Below are 20701 nucleotides of genomic sequence, written 5' to 3' on the forward strand. Positions count from 1 at the left end.
CCCCTTTTTTGTAGGCTGCTTAGGTCACAAAAAATTCATAAGCAATTTTAGATAAGTTCGCTATTGGCGGCCTTGTCAGGGCTTTTTTGACCTCAGAAAAATCCGGAACGGACAAGGTTGAGCAATAAACACGCGCTCGATCAAATTATGAAAAAAAACTGCTTTGCCGTTGACACCAGTTGCAGCCCTTGTCGGATGGGGATCCAGGATTTTCGCCACCCCCCAGGACGGATTTTTTCGCGAAAATCAACTCTTGTGATGATCAGAATGCTGACTAGAATACTCACCATATTGTTGTTCAAACTTCCCGCACCCCCTATATATAGTGTTTATCCACAGGCTTACTCACAACGAGCGGCTTGTGCATAGACCTTGTGAATAGATGGGGGATAACTATGTATTTCATGGACAGGTAAACACGCGACATGAACCAAAGTCTGCTCGTTACTAAACGCGATGGCCGTCAGGAACGCATTGATCTCGATAAGATTCACCGAGTACTGGATTGGGCAGCTGAAGGGCTGAACAATGTCTCCGTGTCTCAGGTTGAGCTGCGCTCCCACATTCAGTTTTACGATGGTATCCGTACTTCGGATATCCACGAGACCATCATCAAAGCGGCTGCAGACCTGATCTCCCGTGATGCCCCAGATTACCAGTATCTGGCTGCACGTCTTGCCATCTTCCACCTGCGTAAAAAAGCCTACGGCCAGTTTGAACCGCCAAAGCTGTATGACCAGGTGGTGAAAATGGTCGAGATGGGCAAATACGATCGCCATCTGCTGGAAGATTACAGCGTTGAAGAGTTCGCGCAGATGGACGAGTTCCTCGACCACTGGCGCGATATGAATTTCTCATACGCGGCGGTAAAACAGCTGGAAGGGAAATATCTGGCACAGAACCGTGTCAGCGGCGAAATCTACGAGAGCGCGCAGTTCCTGTACATTTTGGTCGCGGCTTGCCTGTTCTCTGGTTACCCGCGTGAAACGCGTATGGATTACGTGCGTCGTTTCTATGATGCGGTTTCTACCTTCAAGATCTCACTGCCAACGCCAATCATGTCCGGCGTGCGTACCCCAACCCGTCAGTTCAGCTCTTGCGTCCTGATCGAGTGTGGTGACAGCCTGGATTCTATCAACGCCACCTCCAGCGCTATCGTGAAATACGTTTCTCAGCGCGCCGGTATCGGCATCAATGCCGGTCGCATTCGTGCGCTGGGCAGCCCGATCCGTGGCGGTGAAGCCTTCCACACCGGCTGTATCCCGTTCTATAAGCATTTCCAGACGGCGGTGAAGTCGTGCTCACAAGGCGGCGTGCGTGGCGGTGCGGCGACCCTGTTCTATCCAATGTGGCATCTGGAAGTCGAAAGCCTGCTGGTCCTGAAAAACAACCGTGGTGTTGAAGGCAACCGCGTGCGTCATATGGATTACGGCGTACAAATTAACAAGCTGATGTACACCCGCCTGCTGAAAGGTGAAGACATCACCCTGTTCAGCCCGTCTGACGTGCCGGGTCTGTACGATGCGTTCTTCGCCGACCAGGACGAGTTTGAACGTCTGTACACCAAATATGAGAAAGACGACAGCATCCGTAAACAGCGCGTCAAAGCGGTTGAGCTGTTCTCACTGATGATGCAGGAACGTGCTTCTACTGGCCGTATCTACATCCAGAACGTCGATCACTGCAACACTCACAGTCCGTTTGATCCGGCTATCGCGCCTGTTCGCCAGTCCAACCTGTGCCTGGAAATCGCGCTGCCGACTAAACCGCTGAATGACGTGAATGACGAAAGCGGTGAGATTGCACTGTGTACGCTGTCTGCATTTAACCTTGGTGCGATTGATAGCCTCGACGATCTGGAAGAGCTGGCTACCCTCGCGGTACGTGCGCTGGATGCCCTGCTGGATTACCAGGATTATCCCATCCCGGCGGCAAAACGCGGCGCAATGGGCCGTCGTACGCTGGGTATTGGCGTCATTAACTACGCTTACTACTTGGCGAAGAATGGCGTGCGTTACTCTGATGGCAGCGCCAACAACCTGACGCACAAAACCTTCGAAGCGATTCAGTATTACCTGCTGAAAGCCTCGAACGAGTTAGCGAAAGAGCAAGGCGCCTGCACGTGGTTCAAAGAGACCACCTACTCACAGGGCATTCTGCCGATCGATACCTATAAAAAGGACCTCGATGCGGTATGCAACGAGCCGCTGCATCTCGACTGGGAAGCACTGCGTGAGTCGATCACCACTCACGGCCTGCGTAACTCCACGCTCTCTGCCCTGATGCCGTCTGAAACCTCTTCGCAGATTTCAAACGCCACCAACGGTATTGAACCGCCGCGCGGCCACATCAGCATTAAAGCCTCGAAAGACGGCATTCTGCGTCAGGTGGTGCCAGAGTATGAGCGTTTGAAAGATCAGTACGAACTGCTGTGGGAAATGCCTTCTAACGACGGTTACCTGCAACTGGTTGGCGTCATGCAGAAGTTTATCGATCAGGCTATTTCGTCAAACACCAACTACGATCCAAGCCGTTTCGCCAATGGCAAAGTGCCAATGAAACAGCTGCTGAAAGATCTGTTGACCGCGTATAAGTTTGGCGTGAAAACCCTGTATTACCAAAACACCCGTGACGGTGCGGAAGATGCGCAGGACGATCTGGCCCCATCCATTCAGGATGACGGCTGCGAAAGCGGCGCCTGTAAGATCTAATCCGGCAAACGCCCTATCATGTCAGGGCCGACACACGTCGGCCCCTCTTACTTTTGGACTTAGTCATGGCTTACACCACATTTTCGCAGAACAAAAATGACCAGCTGTTAGAACCGATGTTCTTCGGCCAGTCAGTGAACGTTGCGCGTTTTGACCAGCAGAAATATGACATCTTTGAAAAGCTGATCGAAAAGCAGCTCTCCTTCTTCTGGCGTCCAGAGGAAGTTGACGTTTCACGCGATCGTATCGATTATCAGGCGCTGCCGGATCACGAGAAACACATCTTTATCAGCAACCTGAAATATCAGACGCTGCTGGATTCGATTCAGGGCCGTAGCCCGAACGTGGCGCTGCTGCCGCTGATTTCAATTCCAGAACTGGAAACCTGGATCGAGACTTGGGCGTTTTCTGAAACCATCCACTCACGCTCTTACACCCATATCATTCGTAACATCGTCAACGATCCTTCACTGGTATTTGACGATATCGTCACCAACGAGCAGATTCTGGCGCGTGCGCAGGATATTTCGAAGTACTACGACGACCTGATCGAGATGACCAGCTACTGGCATCTGCTGGGTGAAGGCACGCATCAAGTGGCCGGAAAAACCGTCACCGTTAATCTGCGTGCCTTGAAAAAGCAGCTGTATATCTGTCTGATGAGCGTGAACGCACTGGAAGCGATTCGCTTCTACGTCAGCTTCGCCTGTTCATTTGCTTTCGCCGAGCGCGAGCTGATGGAAGGTAACGCGAAGATCATCAAACTGATCGCACGCGACGAGGCACTGCACCTGACCGGCACTCAGCATATGCTGAACCTGCTGCGCACCGGTGAAGACGATCCAGAAATGAAAGAGATCGCCGCTGAATGTCGTGACGAGTGTTTTGACCTGTTCAAGAAGGCCGCCGAGCAAGAAAAAGAGTGGGCAGATTATCTGTTCAGCGGCGGCTCGATGATTGGTCTGAACAAAGACATTCTGTGCCAGTACATTGAGTACATCACTAATATCCGCATGCAGGCCGTCGGCCTTGACCTGCCGTTCCAGACTCGTTCGAACCCGATTCCATGGATCAACTCCTGGCTGGTTTCCGACAACGTGCAGGTTGCGCCGCAGGAAGTCGAAGTGAGTTCTTACCTGGTTGGCCAGATTGATGCTGAAGTGGGCGAAGACGACTTCAACGACTTCCAGCTGTAAGCATGAGCCGTTCTGTTGTTATTCTGCGCAGTTCCGGCTCCCGGCTGGAGTGCGCAGAAGATCATCCCAATCTGCTGACCACGCTTGAAGCGCATAACGTGTGCGTGGAGTTTCAGTGCCGTGAAGGCTACTGCGGCTCCTGCCGCATGCGTTTGCTGAAAGGCGAAGTGGCTTACGCGGAAACCCCATTGGCGTTTATTCAGCAGGGCGAAATTTTGCCCTGCTGTTGCCGCGCTAAAGGGGAGATTGAAATAGAATTGTGATCACCCAGGTCGCCATTAATGGCGACCCTACATCGTAGATGTACGCATTTATGCGCACCGGGTTAGAGGTTTAATGCTTCACCGTCTCTAACACATCAATCCAGCCATGCCCGGTACTGACTTCGCTACCGTGCAACCAGCGGCGCAGCATGTTCATTGCCATCATTGCCACGACCTTCTGTCGCGTTTCAACGTTATGGCGTCCGTGAGTGAACTTGACACGTTGGCCCCAGCTGGCTTCTGGCGTATGCAGCGCGACAGACACTTCGCCCTCTTCCAGATTTCCCACTGAAATCGCCAATACGGTGCCATGATGCGCGGCTAACGCTCGTGTGCGTTCAACTTGCGCTTCCAGTGTCTCCGCCTGCGGTGGCAAGATCTCTGCGGCACTGAGCGGCACCTCAGCTGACGCCAGCTGCCAGTTCAGCAATCCAGCGGTATATTGTTCGCTTAGTGCCAGGCGGAAACCACGCTCTTGCAGTTCACGCGCCAGCAATGGCGGTAAGCCTTCGGTGCCATGAAAAATCGTGCATTCTGCCAGCAACAGTTTCACTTGCTGCCACGCCTGCTCCATCGCCACGCGCTGGCTGGCTGGACCGGTGAGTTTGATTTCGATGATCGGCATGGAAGAACGATAGCCCATCACGACGCCTTCTGGCAGCGGCAAGGGTTCCAGCTCTGCAGCGATATCACTTTCGCCACGGCCAAAGGTCGTCAGGCGCAAGCATAGCGGCGGCTCGGGCAAATCAAAACGCGCTTTCAGGCGTGGAATGATCTCCTGCTCAACCATCACTTTAAATTCAGAGGGTACGCCCGGTGTGAAGAAAATCCAGCAGCGGTTGAGTTGCAGAGCAAAGCCACACGCAGTGCCGACCGGGTTATCAATCAGCTCGGCATTGGCAGGAATTTCAGCCTGCTTGCGATTGCTGGGCGCCATCACACGGCCACGGCTGGCGAACCAGGCTTCCATTTTTTCCAGCCACGCCTGCTGAATCACAAGTTCAGTCCCACAAGCGGTGGCGGCCGCCAACGCGCTGAGATCGTCACTGGTTGGCCCGAGGCCGCCATTAACGATCAACACATCGGCGATTTGGCTACGGCTCTGTAGCGCATCCACCAATGAAGACATGGCATCACCCACCGTGCTTCGGCTGGTCATCGGCAAACCGTTCTGGAACAGCACATCCGCCAGCCAGGCTGCATTGGTATCAACTATCTGCCCATGTAACACTTCATCGCCCGTTGAGAGCATTTCAACACGTATCACGTTGTATTCTCCTTATCCCTGTCGCATTACTGTAGAAAGCACACAGGCGAAACACAATCGCAAAGGTTGCGAAACAAAGATTTGAAATAAATGGGCGTTAAAGCGGCAGAAAAGAGAGGAATCGGGCGCGCTAAAACTCGCGCCCTTGCGGATTAACGTCGCGCCAGCAGTAAACCGACAAACAGACCCGCAGCGGCACCGATGCCGATACCCTGCCAGGGTTTGTCATGTACATATTCATCAGCGCGGTAGGCGGCTTTTTTGGCACGGTAGTAATAGCTGTCAGACGCCTGACTGACGCGGTTTTTCACGTCTTCCAGCGCCTGTTCCGCCTTCAGTTTCAGCTCGATGTACTTTTGATCGGCGGGATCACCCGACGACTTCAGCACTTCTTCCAGCGTTTCCGTCAGCAAAGCCAGATCGTCATCAAGGCGAGTTTCAAATTGGTCTGAAGATGACACGTTGTACTTCCTCCATGTTCATAACTTATCGTTGTTTAACTATAGTCATTAATTCGTGCCTTGCTGGGCAACGTAGACCAGGAATGCACCTGGTTTTAACTGACTCAGTGCAAAGTTATGTTAAGCCAGGCGTGGCGACGAGAAATCTGCTTCGCTTATTTGATTAATCTGATAAATTTTCGTCAGACTGAATTTTTTAATTTCGCGACTGTCGTAACCCCCTGTAGCCTGACGCTCAGCGTCTTACGAAAGTCACAACACACCAGAGCAGCTAAGGATTAGATTTCCGGCATGAATCGTAGAAAATTTATGAAAGCGTCCATGGCCCTCTCTGCCGTCAGCGGCATGACCGGGCTCTCCTCGCTGTTTGCGCAGTCCGCCTGGGCCGATGATGGTATCGCCGACGGTACCGCAGTGCGCTTCGATTTCGACTCACTGAAAAAGAAAGCCTCCGCACTGGCGAAACAGCCCTGGGGCGGCGCACCCGGCCCCCTACCCGACACGCTGGCCAATTTGACACCCCAGGCCTACAACGAAATTCAGTACGATGCGAACCACTCGCTGTGGAACAACATTGCCGATCGTGAGTTGGACGTGCAGTTCTTCCACGTGGGAATGGGCTTTAAACGCCGTATTCGTATGTTCTCTGTGGATGCAGACAGCCGCGAAGCCCGCGAAATTCACTTCCGTCCGGAACTGTTTAACTATCACAACGCCAATGTGGATACGCAGCAGTTAGTCGGCAAAACCGACCTGGGCTTTGCCGGTTTCCGTGCGTTCAAAAAACCCGAACTGGCACGCCGCGATATCGTTTCATTCCTCGGTGCCAGCTACTTCCGTGCCGTGGATGAAACCTATCAGTATGGATTGTCTGCGCGCGGCGTGGCGGTGAACACCTTCAGTAATGGCCATGAAGAGTTCCCAGACTTTACCGCCTTCTGGTTTGAAACGCCAAAGGCCGATGACACCACTTTTGTGGTCTACGCCCTGCTGGATGGCGCCAGCGTCACCGGTGCGTACAAGTTCACCATTCACTGCGAAGAAAAACGCGTGGTAATGGAGGTGGAAAACCACCTGTTCGCACGTAACGAGATTCGTCAGCTTGGCATCGCGCCAATGACCAGTATGTTCAGTTGTGGCACCAACGAACGTCGCATGTGCAACACTTACCACCCACAAATCCACGATTCCGATCGTCTGGCGATGTGGACTGGCAAAGGTGAATGGATTGCCCGCCCGTTGAATAATCCGCAGCGTTTACAGTTCAACGCCTATCAGGATGAAAACCCGCGTGGTTTCGGCCTGTTACAGCTGAATCATGATTTCAAAGATTATCAGGACGTGATCGGCTGGTATGACAAACGTCCTAGCCTGTGGGTCGAGCCGATTGGCAAATGGGGCAAAGGTGCCATCAACCTGATGGAGATCCCGACCACCGGTGAAACGCTGGATAACGTGGTGTGCTTCTGGCAGCCCACCGAGCCGGTGAAAGCGGGTAGTGAATTCAACTTCCAGTACAAGCTCTACTGGAGCCAGTTACCGCCCGTTCGAAGTGGTCTGGCGCGCGTGGATGCCACGCGTACCGGTATTGGTGGATTCCCAGAAGGTTGGGCGCCGGGAGAACACTTCCCTGACCAGTGGAGCCGTCGCTTTGCCATCGACTTCGTGGGCGGCGATCTGAAAGCCGCTGCACCGAAGGGTATTGAGCCCGTAATCACGGTCAATTCTGGCACCATCAAACAGGTTGAGATTCTCTACGTTGAGCCAATCGACGGGTACCGCATCCTGTTTGACTGGTATCCAAACAGTGACTCAACCAAGCCGGTTGATATGCGTCTGTTCTTGCGCACCAAAGACGAGACGCTCAGTGAAACCTGGCTGTATCAGTACTTCCCGCCACCGCCCGATCAGCGTAAATATACCGACGATCGGCAGATGACGCCGGGCTGATAACCACGGCGAGGAGCAATCCTCGCCGTTACTGTTTTTGCATGCCGATGTGTGGAATGTTGTCTTCCATATAGACGTCCCCCACCGCTTTGAAACCGAGGCGACCGTAGAAACCTTCCAGATGTGCCTGCGCGGACAGATAGATGCCACGCTGCGGCCAGTGCTGTTCACAACTCTCCAGTGCCTTCTCCATCAGGCGATAGCCTAGCTTCAATCCACGCGCTTCTTCCGACACAATCACCCGGCCAATGATCACCGGAGCCGTTTCCTCTACCGGGGTTAACACGCGCGCATAGGCCATTAGTTTTCCGTCAAGAAAACCCAGGACATGGCGGTTGTCTGCTGTAAGATCCTGCCCATCAATGTCTTGATACGGGCAATTTTGTTCGACGATAAACACATGATTGCGCAGCGATAGCAGGGTGTATAACTGCTGTGCGCTAAGTTCACTGTGGTGGCAATCAAGCCATTGCATTTCCATGGTGCTTCCTTGTCTGAGCGAAAAAAGTGATCTCACGAGATTAACACAGTGCACAGCTTACGAGCTGTAAGCAGGCCGACAAATCTGGCAGTTAATTCGGCGGAGTCCAGGATACCGCCGTCAAGCTGATACTGGTTACTGACTCGCCCTTTGGTCGCCATAATTGGCGCCCCGACAGCGACACTGCTCGCTCCTTTAGTATTCGACAGGCAAAAAAAATCAGGCCCGGGGGCCTGATTCTCTGTTAGTCACGCTACATTACATCAGAGGCTGTGCCATCTGCACCAGCGAAATAAGCGGCTGCGGATAGACACCCAGCAGCAACACCAGAATCGCGGAAATCAGCACCACCACACCACCAGCGGTAAAGGCCCAGTTGGCTGGCGTATCACGGTCACGAGTGTGCATCTCAGGAGGGCTGAGGTACAGGCTCACCGTGACGCGCAGGTAGTAGTAAAGACCAATCGCACTACCCGCGACGACTGCCGCAGTCAGCCACCACAGATGCCCATTCACACCGGAAGCAATCACATAGAACTTACCAATGAAGCCCAGTGTCATCGGGATACCCGCCAGCGACAGCATCATCACGGTCATCACCGCTGACAGAATCGGACGGTGCCAGAACAGACCACGGTAGGAGTAAAGCGTGTCAGCATCCGGACCACGGTACGGGCTGGACATCAGGCTCACGACACCGAACGCGCCGAGGCTGCTGAACAGGTAACCCGCCAAGTAAACACCGGCAGTTTCCAGTGACAGCTGATGAGTTTTCACCGCAATCAATGCCACCAGCAGATAACCCAAGTGGGCGATCGAGGAGTAGCCGAGCAGACGCTTGATGTTGCTCTGCGAAATCGCCATCAGGTTACCGAACAGAATCGATACAAAGGCGATAACCCCGAGTACCGTGCGCACCGCTTCGCTGTCAGTCACTGGCGCGTACAGGAACAGACGCATCACCACACCGAAGATAGCGATTTTACTGGCAGTCGCCAGGAAGGTGGAGACAGGTGCTGGCGCACCCTGATACACATCCGGCGTCCACAGATGGAACGGCACCAGTGACAATTTAAAGCCGAGGCCAATAATCATCATACCCAGGCCAACCAGCAGCAGCGGCTGTTGAATCATGCTGTCATTCAGACTCTTGCCTAACTGTACAAAGCTCAGGCTACCAGAGTCGGCATAAATCAGGGCAATACCGAAGATCAGGAACGAGGACGCAGCCGCTGAAAGAATCATGTATTTCAGCGCGGCTTCCAGTGAGCGTTTCTGGCGGAAGGCATAACCAATCAAACCAAACAGCGGTAATGACAGCAGTTCGATACCAATGAACAGCGCCGCCAGATGATTTGCACTGGCCAACACGATGCCACCCAGAGCGGCAATCAGCACCAGCAGATAGAACTCATCTTTGTTGTCCGGGAAACCGGCCAACCACGGATAAGCAAAGGTGCAGGTAGCCAGACTGGCGAGCAGCACCAGCGCGGTGTAGAACATCGAATAGCCGTCAACGCGCAGCAGCGGCGTGACATCCATAGCACCTACGTGACCTACAAACCACAGTGAAAACAGCGCCAGGTTAAGACCAATTACAGTCAGCGTGGCATTAACAAAGTGGTTGCGTCGCCACGCAATGGACAGCATCACCACCACCACCGTCAATCCGACGATCAACAGCGGCAGTAACGCAATCAGATGTTGAGGAGTTATTGTCATGGCGAATTACGGCCTTGTAGTTGAAATTGAAGCGGTAAACCACTGCTGAATATTGCTCATCGCAGCATGGGACGTGTCGAGGATCGGCTGTGGATAGATACCCAGCAGAACCAGCAGCACCACCAGAACCCCGATAGTCATGAATTCACGCGGTGACATGCCCGGCAGCGGATCTTTTGACTTCGCCTCACCGTAGTAAGCGCGCTGCATCATGATCAGTGAGTAAACCGAAGCGAACACCAGACCAAAGGTCGCAATCACGATAATGACCGGGACCACCTGGAAGCTACCGGTCAGAATCATGAATTCACCGACGAAGTTACCGGTACCCGGCATACCCAGGTTGGCGACCGCGAAGAACAGTGACAGGCCTGGAATCCATTTGATACGTCCCCACAAACCGCCCATCTGACGCAAGTCACGCGTGTGCAGACGCTCATACAACTGGCCACACAAGATGAACAGTGCTGCGGCGGACAGGCCGTGAGCAATCATCTGGATAACCGCGCCCTGGAACGCCAACTGGCTGCCGGTGTAGATAGCAATCAGTACGAAGCCCATGTGCGAAACGGACGTGTAAGCAATCAGACGCTTGATGTCAGTTTGTGAGAACGCCATCCAGGCACCGTAGAAGATACCGATGATACCGAGCCACATGGCAATTGGCGCAAACTCCGCCGAAGCGTTCGGGAACAGTGGCAGGCTGAAGCGCAGCAAACCGTAGGCGGCTGTTTTCAGCAAAATACCGGCGAGGTCAACGGAACCTGCCGTTGGCGCCTGGCTGTGTGCATCCGGTAACCAACCGTGCAGTGGCACCACCGGCATTTTTACGGCGAAGGCGATGAAGAAGCCCAGCATCAGTAGATATTCAACCGTCTGCGACATCGGCGTTTTCAGCAGTTCTTCGTAGCTGAACGTCCAGACGCCAGTGGCGTTGTAGTGCACAAACACCAGCGCCAGAATCGCAATCAACATCACCAGACCAGACGCCTGGGTATAGATGAAGAATTTGGTCGCCGCCGAGATACGGGTTTTACCGTCAGAGGCTTTGTGACCCCAGAGCGCGATGAGGAAGTACATCGGCACCAGCATCATTTCCCAGAAGAAGAAGAACAGGAACATGTCGATGGAGAGGAACACGCCAATCACGCCACCGAGGATCCACATCAGGTTGAGGTGGAAGAAGCCCTGATACTTCTCAATTTCGTTCCAGGAACAGAGTACCGCCATCAAGCCGAGCAGGCCGGTCAGCACCACCATCAGCAGTGAAAGACCGTCGATAGCCAGATGGAAGTTAATGCCGAAGCGCGGAATCCATGGCACCGAGAAGGTTGACTGCCACTGCGGGATCCCAGCAGCCTGCGTTAATGAATAGCCTCCCTGCAACCAAAGCTGCAGGCCAAGCGCCAGCGTCAGGCCCATGGTGATCATGGCGATCCAGCGTGGTACTTTCGCACCGAGGCGTTCTGCTAGCCAGCAGAGTAAGCCCCCAACAAAGGGTATGATTATTAGCCAAGGTAATAACACGGCATACTTCCCTATTATTCGTCTCTGTTCGAGCTATCTTGCTTGCCGTTTTTGTCCCCGGCAGTGCTCGCAATTCTCACGTACTAAAGTACGCTCCGGTTGCTGCACGCTGGCGGTGACAAAACTGGCTGCGCCGATAAGGCTCGTGCATCAGACAATTTTGAACATTCTTCATCAGGGGCGTTACAAAACGCTTCGCCCCCGCTCATCAATCTTTAGATCACCAGCATCAGCGCCAGCACCACCACGGCACCGACACTCATGGAAGCCACGTACCAGCGCAGGTAACCGTTCTCGCTCACCACCAGACCTTTATTACCCATACGCGAGATCAGCGCTGGCAAGTTCATCAGTGAGTTCAGCGGATCGCGCTTCAGTAGCCAGGCAATGCCGAGATAAGGTTTTACGAACACCTTGTCGTACAGCCAGTCGAAGCCCCAGGCCGCGAACCACCAGGTGCCGAAGAAACGGCCCGGCGCGCTGTTAGCAATGCTGGTGACCAGCTGACGTTTACCCAACCACAGTGCCGCAGCAATCAGGATGCCGACGATCGCGACCACACCTGAGGTAATTTCCAGCGCCACTTTGCCGCTTTCGCCAAATTCGTTCTGTGGCAGCACGCCCGCCAGCGGCGGAGTGATCATCGCACCGATAAAGGTGGACAGAACCAACAGCACAATGAGCGGCAGATGGTGAGTAATGCCTTTGCCCGCGTGCGCATGAATTTTCTCTTCACCGTGGAACACGATAAAGATCATGCGGAAGGTGTAGATCGAGGTCAGGAATGCACCGACCAGACCCGCCACCATCAGATTGATGTGGCCATTCGCCAGCGCACCAAACAGGATTTCATCCTTACTGTAGAAACCTGCGGTGATCAGCGGCAGTGCCGCCAGCGCTGCGCCACCCACCAGGAAACAGGTATACACCAATGGGATGCTCTTACGCAGGCCGCCCATTTTGAAGATATTCTGCTCGTGGTGGCAGGCCAGAATGACCGAACCCGAAGAAAGGAACAGCAGTGCTTTAAAGAATGCGTGCGTCATCAAGTGGAAAATCGCCGCGTCCCATGCCTGCACGCCAAGCGCGAGGAACATGTAGCCGATCTGACTCATGGTTGAGTAAGCCAGCACGCGTTTGATGTCGGTCTGTACCAGTGCCGCAAAACCCGCCAGTACCAGGGTAATCGCACCGACAATCCCGACCAGATGCAGCACTTCCGGCGTTAACAGGAACAAGCCGTGTGAACGGGCAATCAGGTAGACACCCGCGGTCACCATGGTGGCGGCGTGGATCAATGCAGAAACAGGTGTTGGACCCGCCATCGCATCGGCCAGCCAGGTTTGCAGCGGCAGCTGTGCAGATTTACCGACCGCACCACCCAGCAACATCAGCGTTGCCCATTGCAGCATGTGGTTGTCAGCGGCAAAGTGCGCCGGTGCCAGTTCCACCAGCTCGCGGAAGTTCAGCGTACCCAGTTCGTTGTAGAGAATGAACAGTGCGAAAGCGAGGAATACATCACCCACACGGGTAATGATGAACGCTTTCATCGCCGCTTTGCCGTTCTCTGGATTGCTGTAGTAGAAGCCAATCAGCAGGTATGAGCACAAGCCCACGCCTTCCCAACCGAGATACATCAGCATCAGGTTGTCAGCTAATACCAGCACCACCATGCTCGCGATGAACAAGTTGGTGTACGCGAAGAAGCGCGAATAGCCCTCTTCGCCACGCATGTACCAGGAAGCGAACATGTGGATGAAGAAACCGACGCCGGTGACCACGGAAAGCATGGTCAATGACAAGCCATCCAGCACCAGATTGACTTTGATATCAAAGGTGCCAACGTGCATCCATGTCCACAATGCTTGTGTGAACGGCTGCTGGCCGTGACTGAAGAAGTCGAAGCCGGCATAAATGGTGGTCAGTGCAGCAAGACCTACCGATCCCATTCCCACCGTAGCCGACAGGTTCTCCGACCAACGGCCACGGGAAAACGCTAATAGCAGAAAGCCAATCAGCGGAAATAATACGGTTAAATAGAGAAGATTCATCCGCGCATCTCGCTCACTGTGTCAATGTTCAACGTCTGACGACGACGATAGAGCTGCAGCAACAATGCCAGACCAATACTGGCTTCCGCCGCCGCAAGGCTGATGGCAAGAATGTACATGACCTGGCCGTCAGCTTGTCCCCAGTAACTGCCCGCGACAACCAGTGCCAGCGCAGCAGCGTTGATCATGATCTCCAGACCAATCAGCATAAACAGCAGGTTGCGACGCAGCACCAGTGAGGTCAGGCCAAGGACAAACAGCACAGCGGCCAACATCAGGCCGTGTTGTAACGGGATCATGCGTGATCCTCCTTATTCACATGTGCATCAGCATGGCGATTGCTTAACACTTCGCCCTGACGCTCTTCACGTCCGATATGGAAGGCCACCACCAGACCGGCCAGCAGCAACATTGACGCCAGCTCAACCGCCAGAACGTATGGGCCAAACAGGCTGATACCGACCGCTTTCGCATCAATGACGGTGCCATCAATACCCTGATCCTGCGCAGTGCTGATGGCGTAAATCATCACCGCCAGCAACAGCAGAGAGACAATGCCAGGTCCAATCCACAGCGAAGGCTTCAGCCATTCACGCTCCTGATCCTGCTGGCTTTTGCCCAGGTTCAGCATCATCACCACGAACACGAACAGCACCATAATGGCACCGGCGTAGACGATGATTTCCAGCGCACCGGCAAAGTAAGCTCCCATCGAGAAGAACACGCCCGCAATCGACAGCAGTGAAACAATCAGGTACAGCAGCGCATGTACTGGATTGGTGTGCGTGATGACGCGCAATGTCGTCAACACCGCCACCAGTCCGCAAAGATAAAACGCAAATTCCATACCTGGCTCCTTAAGGTAACAAGCTTTTGACGTCGATTGGCTTGGCTTCGTTTTCCGCTTCGCCTTTCTCTTTCCCGTCGATCGCCATACCCGCCATGCGATAGAAGTTGTACTCCGGATATTTACCCGGACCGGAAATCAGCAAGTCTTGCTTCTCATACACCAAGTCCTGACGCTTAAATTCACCCAGTTCAAAATCCGGGGTCAGCTGGATTGCAGTGGTTGGGCAAGCCTCTTCACACAGACCGCAGAAAATGCAGCGTGAGAAGTTGATGCGGAAAAATTCCGGATACCAACGACCATCGACGGTTTCTGCTTTTTGCAGTGAGATACAACCCACTGGGCAGGCTACCGCACACAGGTTACAGGCAACGCAGCGCTCTTCGCCGTCTGGATCGCGCGTCAACACAATACGGCCACGATAGCGCGGCGGCAGATATACCGGCTCTTCTGGGTACATCTGGGTTTCGCGCTTGGCGAAGGCATGCATGCCTATCATCCAGATACTGCGCACTGTCGTGCCGAAGCCAACGACAATATCTTTTAAAGTCATCTCAAAACCCCTTACTGCGCGCTGTACAGAATCACTGCGGCGGTCGCCAGCAGGTTCAATAACGTCAACGGCAGACACACTTTCCAGCCGAACGACAGCACCTGGTCATAACGTGGACGCGGCAGCGCAGCACGAATCAGGATAAACATCACCATAAAGAACGCCGTTTTCAGGGCGAACCAGATGAATGGCGGCAGGAATGGTCCGTGCCAGCCACCGAAGAACAGCGTGACAATCAGCGCTGAAACTGTAGTGATGGCCACGTATTCACCGACAAAGAACAGGCCGAACTTCATACCGGCATATTCAATGTGGTAACCATCGGCCAGTTCCTGTTCCGCTTCTGGCTGGTCAAACGGGTGACGGTGACACACCGCAACACCCGCGATGCAGAAGGTCACGAAGCCAAAGAACTGCGGAATAATGTTCCACAAATGCGCCTGGCTTTCGACGATGGCGTTCATATTGAACGAACCGGCTTGCGCCACCACACCCATCAGCGACAGGCCAAGGAATACTTCGTAGCTCAGCGTTTGCGCCGACGCACGCATCGCACCCAGCAGCGAGTATTTGTTGTTACTCGACCAACCAGCGAACAGCACGGCGTACACGGCCAGACCTGCCATCATCAGGAAGAACAACAAACCGATGTTCAGGTCTGTCACCATCCAGGTCGGTGAAACCGGCACAATGGCAAACGCCAGCAGCAGTGATACAAAGGCAATCACCGGTGCCAGGGTAAAGATGAAGCGATCGGTAAACGGCGGAACCCAGTCCTCTTTAAAGAACATTTTGATCATGTCAGCCGCAAGCTGCAGTGAGCCGCCCCAGCCCACACGGTTAGGACCGTAACGGTTCTGCCATAAGCCGAGCAGACGACGCTCGGCGAAACTCATGAAGGCACCACAACCCACCACCACCAGCAGGATCACAATGGTTTTCAGGATCTGGATGAGGATGTCGATAACGTCCGGTGTCAGCCAGCTCATTGCGCGGCCTCCTGCAATTTGTCAATTTGCGCACCTGAGAGGAACGGCGGTACACCCGGCATTCCCAGCGGCAGCCCCACCTGCCCTGCTTGCAAGGAAGCAGAGAAACAGACCGGCAAGCGCAGGGTTTCACCGGCACACACCAGCTCAACCGCAGAACCGTTGTTCACACCCAGTTTTTCCGCATCAGCAGGGTTAATCACCAATGTGGCAGGTGACATACGCTTCTGGAAGGTCGGTGAACGCTGGGTCATCTCTTCACTACCAAACAATTGGTAGTAAGGCGCAACACGGTATTGACCGCCTTCGACAAAGCTTTCTGGTACGGCAGTGAACCAAGGTAATGAGCCTTCACCGGCTTCAAACAGACGCACACCCGGATCGCCATGACGCAACTTGCCACCCACTTCAGCCTGGAACTTGTTCCATGCCTGCGGGGAGTTCCAGCCTGGTGCCCAGGCAAATGGAATCTGCGAGCGCGGAGCGCTTGGCTGGTTGTTACCTTCCATGGAGAAGGCAAACATGGTGTCTTTATCCTGCGGCTGACGCGGTTCGTGCACGCTAATATTGGCACGCATGGCGGTACGGCCACTGTTACGATGCGGTGAACGCGCCAGTTTCTGACCACGGATACGGAAGCTGGCATCCGGTGCCGCATCTTTGATGCCTTTCAGCTGTGGCAGCGCCGCAACGGTGGCATCGATGACGTGATCCAGCAGCGTCCAGTCGATTTGACGGCTTTCTACCGTGCTGTGCAGGGAGTGCAGCCAGCGCCAGCTCTCCAGCATGACAATGCTGTTGTCGTAGTAAGCGGGATCGTAAACCTGGAAGAAGCGCTGAGCACGGCCTTCCTGGTTGATAGAGGTACCGTCACTCTCCGCGAAGCTGGCAGTTGACAGCACCAGGCCTGCTTTCTCCAGCGTCGCGGTACGTTGGTGATCCACCACAATGACGTGTGCAGTGTTGTGCAGTGCGGCATCCACAGTGGCTTTTGGCGCGTGGCGGTAGAGATCGTTCTCTAATACGATCAGCGCTTCCGCTTCGCCTTTATCCAGCTGTTCCAGTGCGCTATCCAGCGATTGACCGCCCATCAGGCCGAGACCAAAGCTGTTCGCTGCACCGGCCAGGAAGGTGATCCCCACATCGGCACCGCGACCTTTCAGTGCTTTCGCTACGTTGGCCGCCGCTTCAATCATTGCAATGCTACCGGAGTGAGTACCGGAAATGATCAGCGGCTTTTTCGCCCCCGCCAATGCCTGTACCACCACATCCAGCTTGCCGTTCAGCTTACTGTCGAAGCCATTTACCGCAGGCGCAGTTTCATCCAGTGCATTAGCGATAGCAAAACCAAGACGCGCTTGGTCTTCTACCGGTGCGCGATAGCTCCACGCCGCGATGTCATCCAGCCGGGTTTCATCAACGTTGGTGACAAACAGCGGATGTTTGGCGTGCTGGCCAATGTTAAGGATCGCCGCGATCTGCCAGTCCGCCACTTTCTGTGCGGCTGCCATTTCACGTGCTTTGCCTTTCACTGCCTGACGCACAGACAACGCCACGCGCGCACCCACTTGAGTCAGATCTTCACCCAACACCAGTACCGCATCGTAGCTTTCAATTTCGCGCAGAGAAGGCGTGTAGATTCCGCCCTCCTGCAGCACTTTCAGCATTAACTCGACGCGAGCCTGTTCACCTGCTGGCATACCGGTTGAGAAGTTCTCTGCACCGACCAGTTCACGCAGCGCAAAGTTGCTTTCAATGCTGGCGCGCGGTGAACCAATACCGATCACTTTTTTCGCCTGACGCAGTACATCAGCCGCCGCATTGACCGCTTGCTCAGCATTGAGGCTGACCCAATCGTTGCCGCGTTTCTGTACCGGATGGCGTGGACGATCCTTGCGGTTCACATAGCCGTAACCGAAACGTCCGCGATCGCACAGGAAGTAGTGGTTAACCGTACCGTTGTAACGGTTCTCGATACGACGCAGTTCGCCGTAACGTTCGCCAGGGCTGGTGTTACAACCCACGCTGCACTGCTGGCAGACGCTTGGCGCGAACTGCATATCCCATTTACGGTTATAGCGTTCGGAGTGGGTTTTGTCCGTGAACACGCCGGTTGGGCAGATTTCGACCAGGTTACCGGAGAATTCGCTCTCCAGCGTGCCATCTTCCGGGCGGCCGAAGTAGACGTTGTCGTGGGCACCGTAGACGCCCAGATCTTTGCCGTCTGCGTAATCTTTGTAGTAGCGCACACAGCGATAACAGGCGATACAGCGGTTCATTTCATGCGAGATGAACGGGCCAAGATCCTGATTCTGGTGAGTACGTTTGGTGAAGCGATAACGACGGAAGCTATGGCCGGTCATTACCGTCATATCTTGCAGGTGGCAGTTACCGCCCTCTTCGCACACCGGACAGTCGTGCGGGTGGTTGGTCATCAGCCATTCCACCACGCTTTCACGAAACTCTTTGGCTTCGCCATCGTCGATGGAGATAAAGGTGCCGTCCGACGCCGGTGTCATACAGGACATGACAAGGCGACCGCGGGTATCTTCGGCATTCTGGAATTGCTTCACCGCGCACTGGCGGCAGGCTCCCACGCTTCCCAGCGCCGGATGCCAGCAAAAATAAGGAATATCAAGGCCCAGAGAGAGACACGCCTGCAACAGGTTGTCCGCTCCGTTCACATCATATTCTTTACCGTCTACATGGATTGTAGCCATAGTGAACATGCTTCCGTAAGGCTCGCCCTAAGACGAGCGTTAAACATCTAATTCTGTCCCCCAAGCCGGGTCGGCTCAGGGTGAATTCCGTGTACGGCGGCTGATTACCAGCGCGCTTTCAGCAGGTTGGGCTGAATACCACCGATCGATCGGGTATTACCAAACACCTGCGGCGCAATGCCGGCTTCAAACTCTTCACGGAAATATTTAATCGCGCTCTGCAATGGCTCAACGGCACCTGGTGCGTGGGCACAGAAGGTTTTACCTGGACCGAGCTGGCGGCAAAGCTGCTGCAGGGTTTCGATATCACCCGGCTGGCCTTTTTTCTGCTCCAGCGCACGCAGGATCTTCACGCTCCACGGCAATCCATCACGGCATGGCGTACACCAGCCACAGGATTCACGCGCAAAGAACTCTTCGAGGTTACGCACCAGTGAAACCATGTTGATCTCGTGATCGACCGCCATCGCCAGCGCGGTACCCAAACGGCTCCCGGCTTTGCCGATGCTGGCAAATTCCATTGGCAGATCGAGATGCTGATCGGTCAGGAAGTCGGTGCCCGCACCGCCTGGCTGCCAGGCTTTGAATTTCAGGCCATCGCGCATGCCACCGGCATAATCTTCCAGAATCTCACGCGCGGTGGTGCCAAATGGCAGTTCCCACACACCTGGGTTTTTCACGCGGCCAGAGAAGCCCATCATTTTGGTGCCGGTGTCTTCGCTGGTAGAGATATTTTTGTACCAGTCAACGCCGTTGAGGAAGATCGCAGGCACGTTGGACAAGGTTTCCACGTTGTTAACGCAGGTTGGCTTGCCCCATACGCCCGCACTCGCCGGGAATGGCGGCTTAGAGCGCGGATTCGCGCGGCGGCCTTCCAGCGAGTTGATCAGTGCCGTTTCTTCACCGCAGATATAACGCCCTGCGCCGGTGTGCACGATCAGCTCAAAATCGAATCCGGTGCCGAGAATGTTTTTACCGAGGTAGCCGGCTTCGGTGGCTTCGGCAATCGCGCGACGCAGATGAACAGCTGCTTCGATGTACTCGCCACGCAGGAAGATGTAGCCACGGTAAGCTTTCAAGGCGAACGCACTGATCAGCATGCCTTCCACCAGTTGGTGCGGCATCTGCTCCATCAGCAAGCGGTCTTTATAGGTGCCCGGCTCCATTTCATCGGCGTTACACAGCAGGTAACGGATGTTCATGGATTCGTCTTTCGGCATCAGGCTCCATTTCAGGCCGGTGTTGAAGCCTGCACCACCACGGCCTTTCAGACCGGAGTCTTTCACCGCCGCCACGATTTCATCCTGGCTGAATTCTTTCAAGGCTTTTTCCGCACCGACATAGCCGTTTTTACTGCGATATTCATCTATCCACACTGGCTGCTTGTCGTCGCGCAGACGCCAGGTCAGTGGATGTGTTTCCGCAGTACGAATGATCTGTTTAATGGTCATTGATACTGCTCCAGCAGGTTGGCGATGCCTTCCGGCGTCAGATGAACGTGGGTGTCTTCATCCACCATCATGGTTGGGCCTTTATCACAGTTGCCCAGGCAGCAGGTTGGCAGCAGCGTGAAGCGGCCATCGGCTGTGGTCTGGCCAGGCTTGATGTTCAGGTTCTGCTCAAGTGCAGCCTGAATGCCCTGGAAACCGGTGATGTGACATACCACGCTGTCGCAGTAACGGATCACGTGACGGCCAACCGGCGTACGGTAGATTTGGCTATAGAAGGTGGCAACACCTTCCACGTCACTGGCTGGGATGCCCAGCACATCAGCAATAGCATTAATGGCACCATCAGGCACCCAACCACGCTGCTTCTGCACGATCTTTAACGCTTCAATCGAGGCGGCGCGCGCATCTTCGTAATGGTGTTTTTCGTGCTCGATAGCGTGGTGCTCGGTCTCGCTCAGCACAAAGACCTCATCAGGGTCGATAGTGTGAATAGCAATTTTTTGATCGTGCAT

General features: G+C 54.4%; 17 protein-coding genes. 4 read left to right on the forward strand and 13 right to left on the reverse strand.

Annotated elements, in window-relative coordinates; all coding sequences use genetic code 11:
• Positions 1–425: 425 nt before the first annotated feature.
• The 3 genes from nrdA (at position 426) to yfaE (ending at position 4170) form a co-directional block, all read left to right on the forward strand.
• Positions 426–2711 (forward strand): class 1a ribonucleoside-diphosphate reductase subunit alpha, encoded by a 2286-nt coding sequence (gene nrdA / locus QMZ30_RS03700; protein WP_058969170.1) that lies wholly within the window; start codon positions 426–428, stop codon positions 2709–2711.
• A gap of 65 nt (positions 2712–2776) precedes the next feature.
• Positions 2777–3907 (forward strand): class Ia ribonucleoside-diphosphate reductase subunit beta, encoded by a 1131-nt coding sequence (nrdB, locus tag QMZ30_RS03705; RefSeq protein ID WP_039328348.1) that lies wholly within the window; start codon positions 2777–2779, stop codon positions 3905–3907.
• A 2-nt stretch (positions 3908–3909) separates the two neighbouring features.
• Complete coding sequence (gene yfaE / locus QMZ30_RS03710) at positions 3910–4170, forward strand: class I ribonucleotide reductase maintenance protein YfaE (RefSeq protein ID WP_039328349.1); 261 nt, start codon at positions 3910–3912, stop codon at positions 4168–4170.
• A gap of 70 nt (positions 4171–4240) precedes the next feature.
• On the opposite strand, the gene QMZ30_RS03715 is transcribed toward yfaE, so the two are convergent.
• Together QMZ30_RS03715 and elaB are read right to left on the reverse strand one after the other, a co-directional pair.
• Positions 4241–5437 carry a nicotinamide mononucleotide deamidase-related protein YfaY gene (locus QMZ30_RS03715; protein WP_283226454.1) on the reverse strand — a complete coding sequence of 399 codons (1197 nt, stop codon included), beginning with the start codon at positions 5435–5437 and terminating at the stop codon, positions 4241–4243.
• A gap of 152 nt (positions 5438–5589) precedes the next feature.
• Complete coding sequence (gene elaB / locus QMZ30_RS03720) at positions 5590–5898, reverse strand: stress response protein ElaB (protein ID WP_039328351.1); 309 nt, start codon at positions 5896–5898, stop codon at positions 5590–5592.
• Between the two features lie 291 nt (positions 5899–6189).
• On the opposite strand from elaB, the gene QMZ30_RS03725 reads away from it, so the two are divergent.
• Positions 6190–7848 (forward strand): glucan biosynthesis protein D, encoded by a 1659-nt coding sequence (locus tag QMZ30_RS03725; RefSeq protein WP_283226455.1) that lies wholly within the window; start codon positions 6190–6192, stop codon positions 7846–7848.
• Positions 7849–7876: 28 nt separating this feature from the next.
• On the opposite strand, the gene QMZ30_RS03730 is transcribed toward QMZ30_RS03725, so the two are convergent.
• From QMZ30_RS03730 to nuoE, 11 genes are all read right to left on the reverse strand, one after another.
• Complete coding sequence (locus QMZ30_RS03730; protein WP_283226456.1) at positions 7877–8329, reverse strand: GNAT family N-acetyltransferase; 453 nt, start codon at positions 8327–8329, stop codon at positions 7877–7879.
• Between the two features lie 258 nt (positions 8330–8587).
• A complete protein-coding gene (nuoN, locus tag QMZ30_RS03735; protein ID WP_039328356.1) occupies positions 8588–10051 on the reverse strand; it encodes an NADH-quinone oxidoreductase subunit NuoN in 1464 nt (487 codons plus the stop codon).
• Positions 10052–10057: 6 nt separating this feature from the next.
• Positions 10058–11578, reverse strand: a complete 1521-nt coding sequence (gene nuoM / locus QMZ30_RS03740) for an NADH-quinone oxidoreductase subunit M (RefSeq protein WP_283226457.1) — start codon at positions 11576–11578, stop codon at positions 10058–10060.
• Positions 11579–11793: 215 nt separating this feature from the next.
• On the reverse strand, positions 11794–13629 hold the full coding sequence (gene nuoL, locus QMZ30_RS03745) for an NADH-quinone oxidoreductase subunit L (protein ID WP_283226458.1): 1836 nt from the start codon (positions 13627–13629) through the stop codon (positions 11794–11796).
• Complete coding sequence (gene nuoK / locus QMZ30_RS03750; RefSeq protein WP_034825057.1) at positions 13626–13928, reverse strand: NADH-quinone oxidoreductase subunit NuoK; 303 nt, start codon at positions 13926–13928, stop codon at positions 13626–13628. The genes nuoL and nuoK overlap by 4 nt, the downstream gene beginning before the upstream one ends.
• Positions 13925–14476, reverse strand: a complete 552-nt coding sequence (gene nuoJ / locus QMZ30_RS03755; RefSeq protein ID WP_282996560.1) for an NADH-quinone oxidoreductase subunit J — start codon at positions 14474–14476, stop codon at positions 13925–13927. The genes nuoK and nuoJ overlap by 4 nt, the downstream gene beginning before the upstream one ends.
• Positions 14477–14486: 10 nt before the next feature.
• Complete coding sequence (gene nuoI / locus QMZ30_RS03760; RefSeq protein WP_034825061.1) at positions 14487–15029, reverse strand: NADH-quinone oxidoreductase subunit NuoI; 543 nt, start codon at positions 15027–15029, stop codon at positions 14487–14489.
• An 11-nt stretch (positions 15030–15040) separates the two neighbouring features.
• Complete coding sequence (gene nuoH, locus QMZ30_RS03765) at positions 15041–16018, reverse strand: NADH-quinone oxidoreductase subunit NuoH (protein WP_282996561.1); 978 nt, start codon at positions 16016–16018, stop codon at positions 15041–15043.
• Positions 16015–18738 carry an NADH-quinone oxidoreductase subunit NuoG gene (gene nuoG / locus QMZ30_RS03770; protein WP_282996562.1) on the reverse strand — a complete coding sequence of 908 codons (2724 nt, stop codon included), beginning with the start codon at positions 18736–18738 and terminating at the stop codon, positions 16015–16017. Before nuoG ends, nuoH begins: the two co-directional genes overlap by 4 nt.
• Before the next feature lie 104 nt (positions 18739–18842).
• Positions 18843–20183 carry an NADH-quinone oxidoreductase subunit NuoF gene (nuoF, locus tag QMZ30_RS03775; RefSeq protein WP_197063376.1) on the reverse strand — a complete coding sequence of 447 codons (1341 nt, stop codon included), beginning with the start codon at positions 20181–20183 and terminating at the stop codon, positions 18843–18845.
• Between the two features lie 2 nt (positions 20184–20185).
• Positions 20186–20701, reverse strand: a complete 516-nt coding sequence (gene nuoE / locus QMZ30_RS03780) for an NADH-quinone oxidoreductase subunit NuoE (protein ID WP_038645741.1) — start codon at positions 20699–20701, stop codon at positions 20186–20188.

This window comes from Pantoea sp. EA-12, from assembly GCF_030053355.1.
In the GTDB taxonomy this organism is placed as follows: Bacteria; Pseudomonadota; Gammaproteobacteria; order Enterobacterales; family Enterobacteriaceae; genus Pantoea; species Pantoea vagans_C.

Coding starts and splice junctions, on each gene's coding strand:
- nrdA (WP_058969170.1), top strand. CDS start 426: ATGAACCAAAGTCTGCTCGTTACTAAACGCGATGGCCGTCAGGAACGC.
- nrdB (WP_039328348.1), top strand. CDS start 2,777: ATGGCTTACACCACATTTTCGCAGAACAAAAATGACCAGCTGTTAGAA.
- yfaE (WP_039328349.1), top strand. CDS start 3,910: ATGAGCCGTTCTGTTGTTATTCTGCGCAGTTCCGGCTCCCGGCTGGAG.
- QMZ30_RS03725 (WP_283226455.1), top strand. CDS start 6,190: ATGAATCGTAGAAAATTTATGAAAGCGTCCATGGCCCTCTCTGCCGTC.
- QMZ30_RS03730 (WP_283226456.1), bottom strand. CDS start 8,329: ATGGAAATGCAATGGCTTGATTGCCACCACAGTGAACTTAGCGCACAG.
- nuoN (WP_039328356.1), bottom strand. CDS start 10,051: ATGACAATAACTCCTCAACATCTGATTGCGTTACTGCCGCTGTTGATC.
- nuoL (WP_283226458.1), bottom strand. CDS start 13,629: ATGAATCTTCTCTATTTAACCGTATTATTTCCGCTGATTGGCTTTCTG.
- nuoK (WP_034825057.1), bottom strand. CDS start 13,928: ATGATCCCGTTACAACACGGCCTGATGTTGGCCGCTGTGCTGTTTGTC.
- nuoJ (WP_282996560.1), bottom strand. CDS start 14,476: ATGGAATTTGCGTTTTATCTTTGCGGACTGGTGGCGGTGTTGACGACA.
- nuoI (WP_034825061.1), bottom strand. CDS start 15,029: ATGACTTTAAAAGATATTGTCGTTGGCTTCGGCACGACAGTGCGCAGT.
- nuoH (WP_282996561.1), bottom strand. CDS start 16,018: ATGAGCTGGCTGACACCGGACGTTATCGACATCCTCATCCAGATCCTG.
- nuoG (WP_282996562.1), bottom strand. CDS start 18,738: ATGGCTACAATCCATGTAGACGGTAAAGAATATGATGTGAACGGAGCG.
- nuoE (WP_038645741.1), bottom strand. CDS start 20,701: ATGCACGATCAAAAAATTGCTATTCACACTATCGACCCTGATGAGGTC.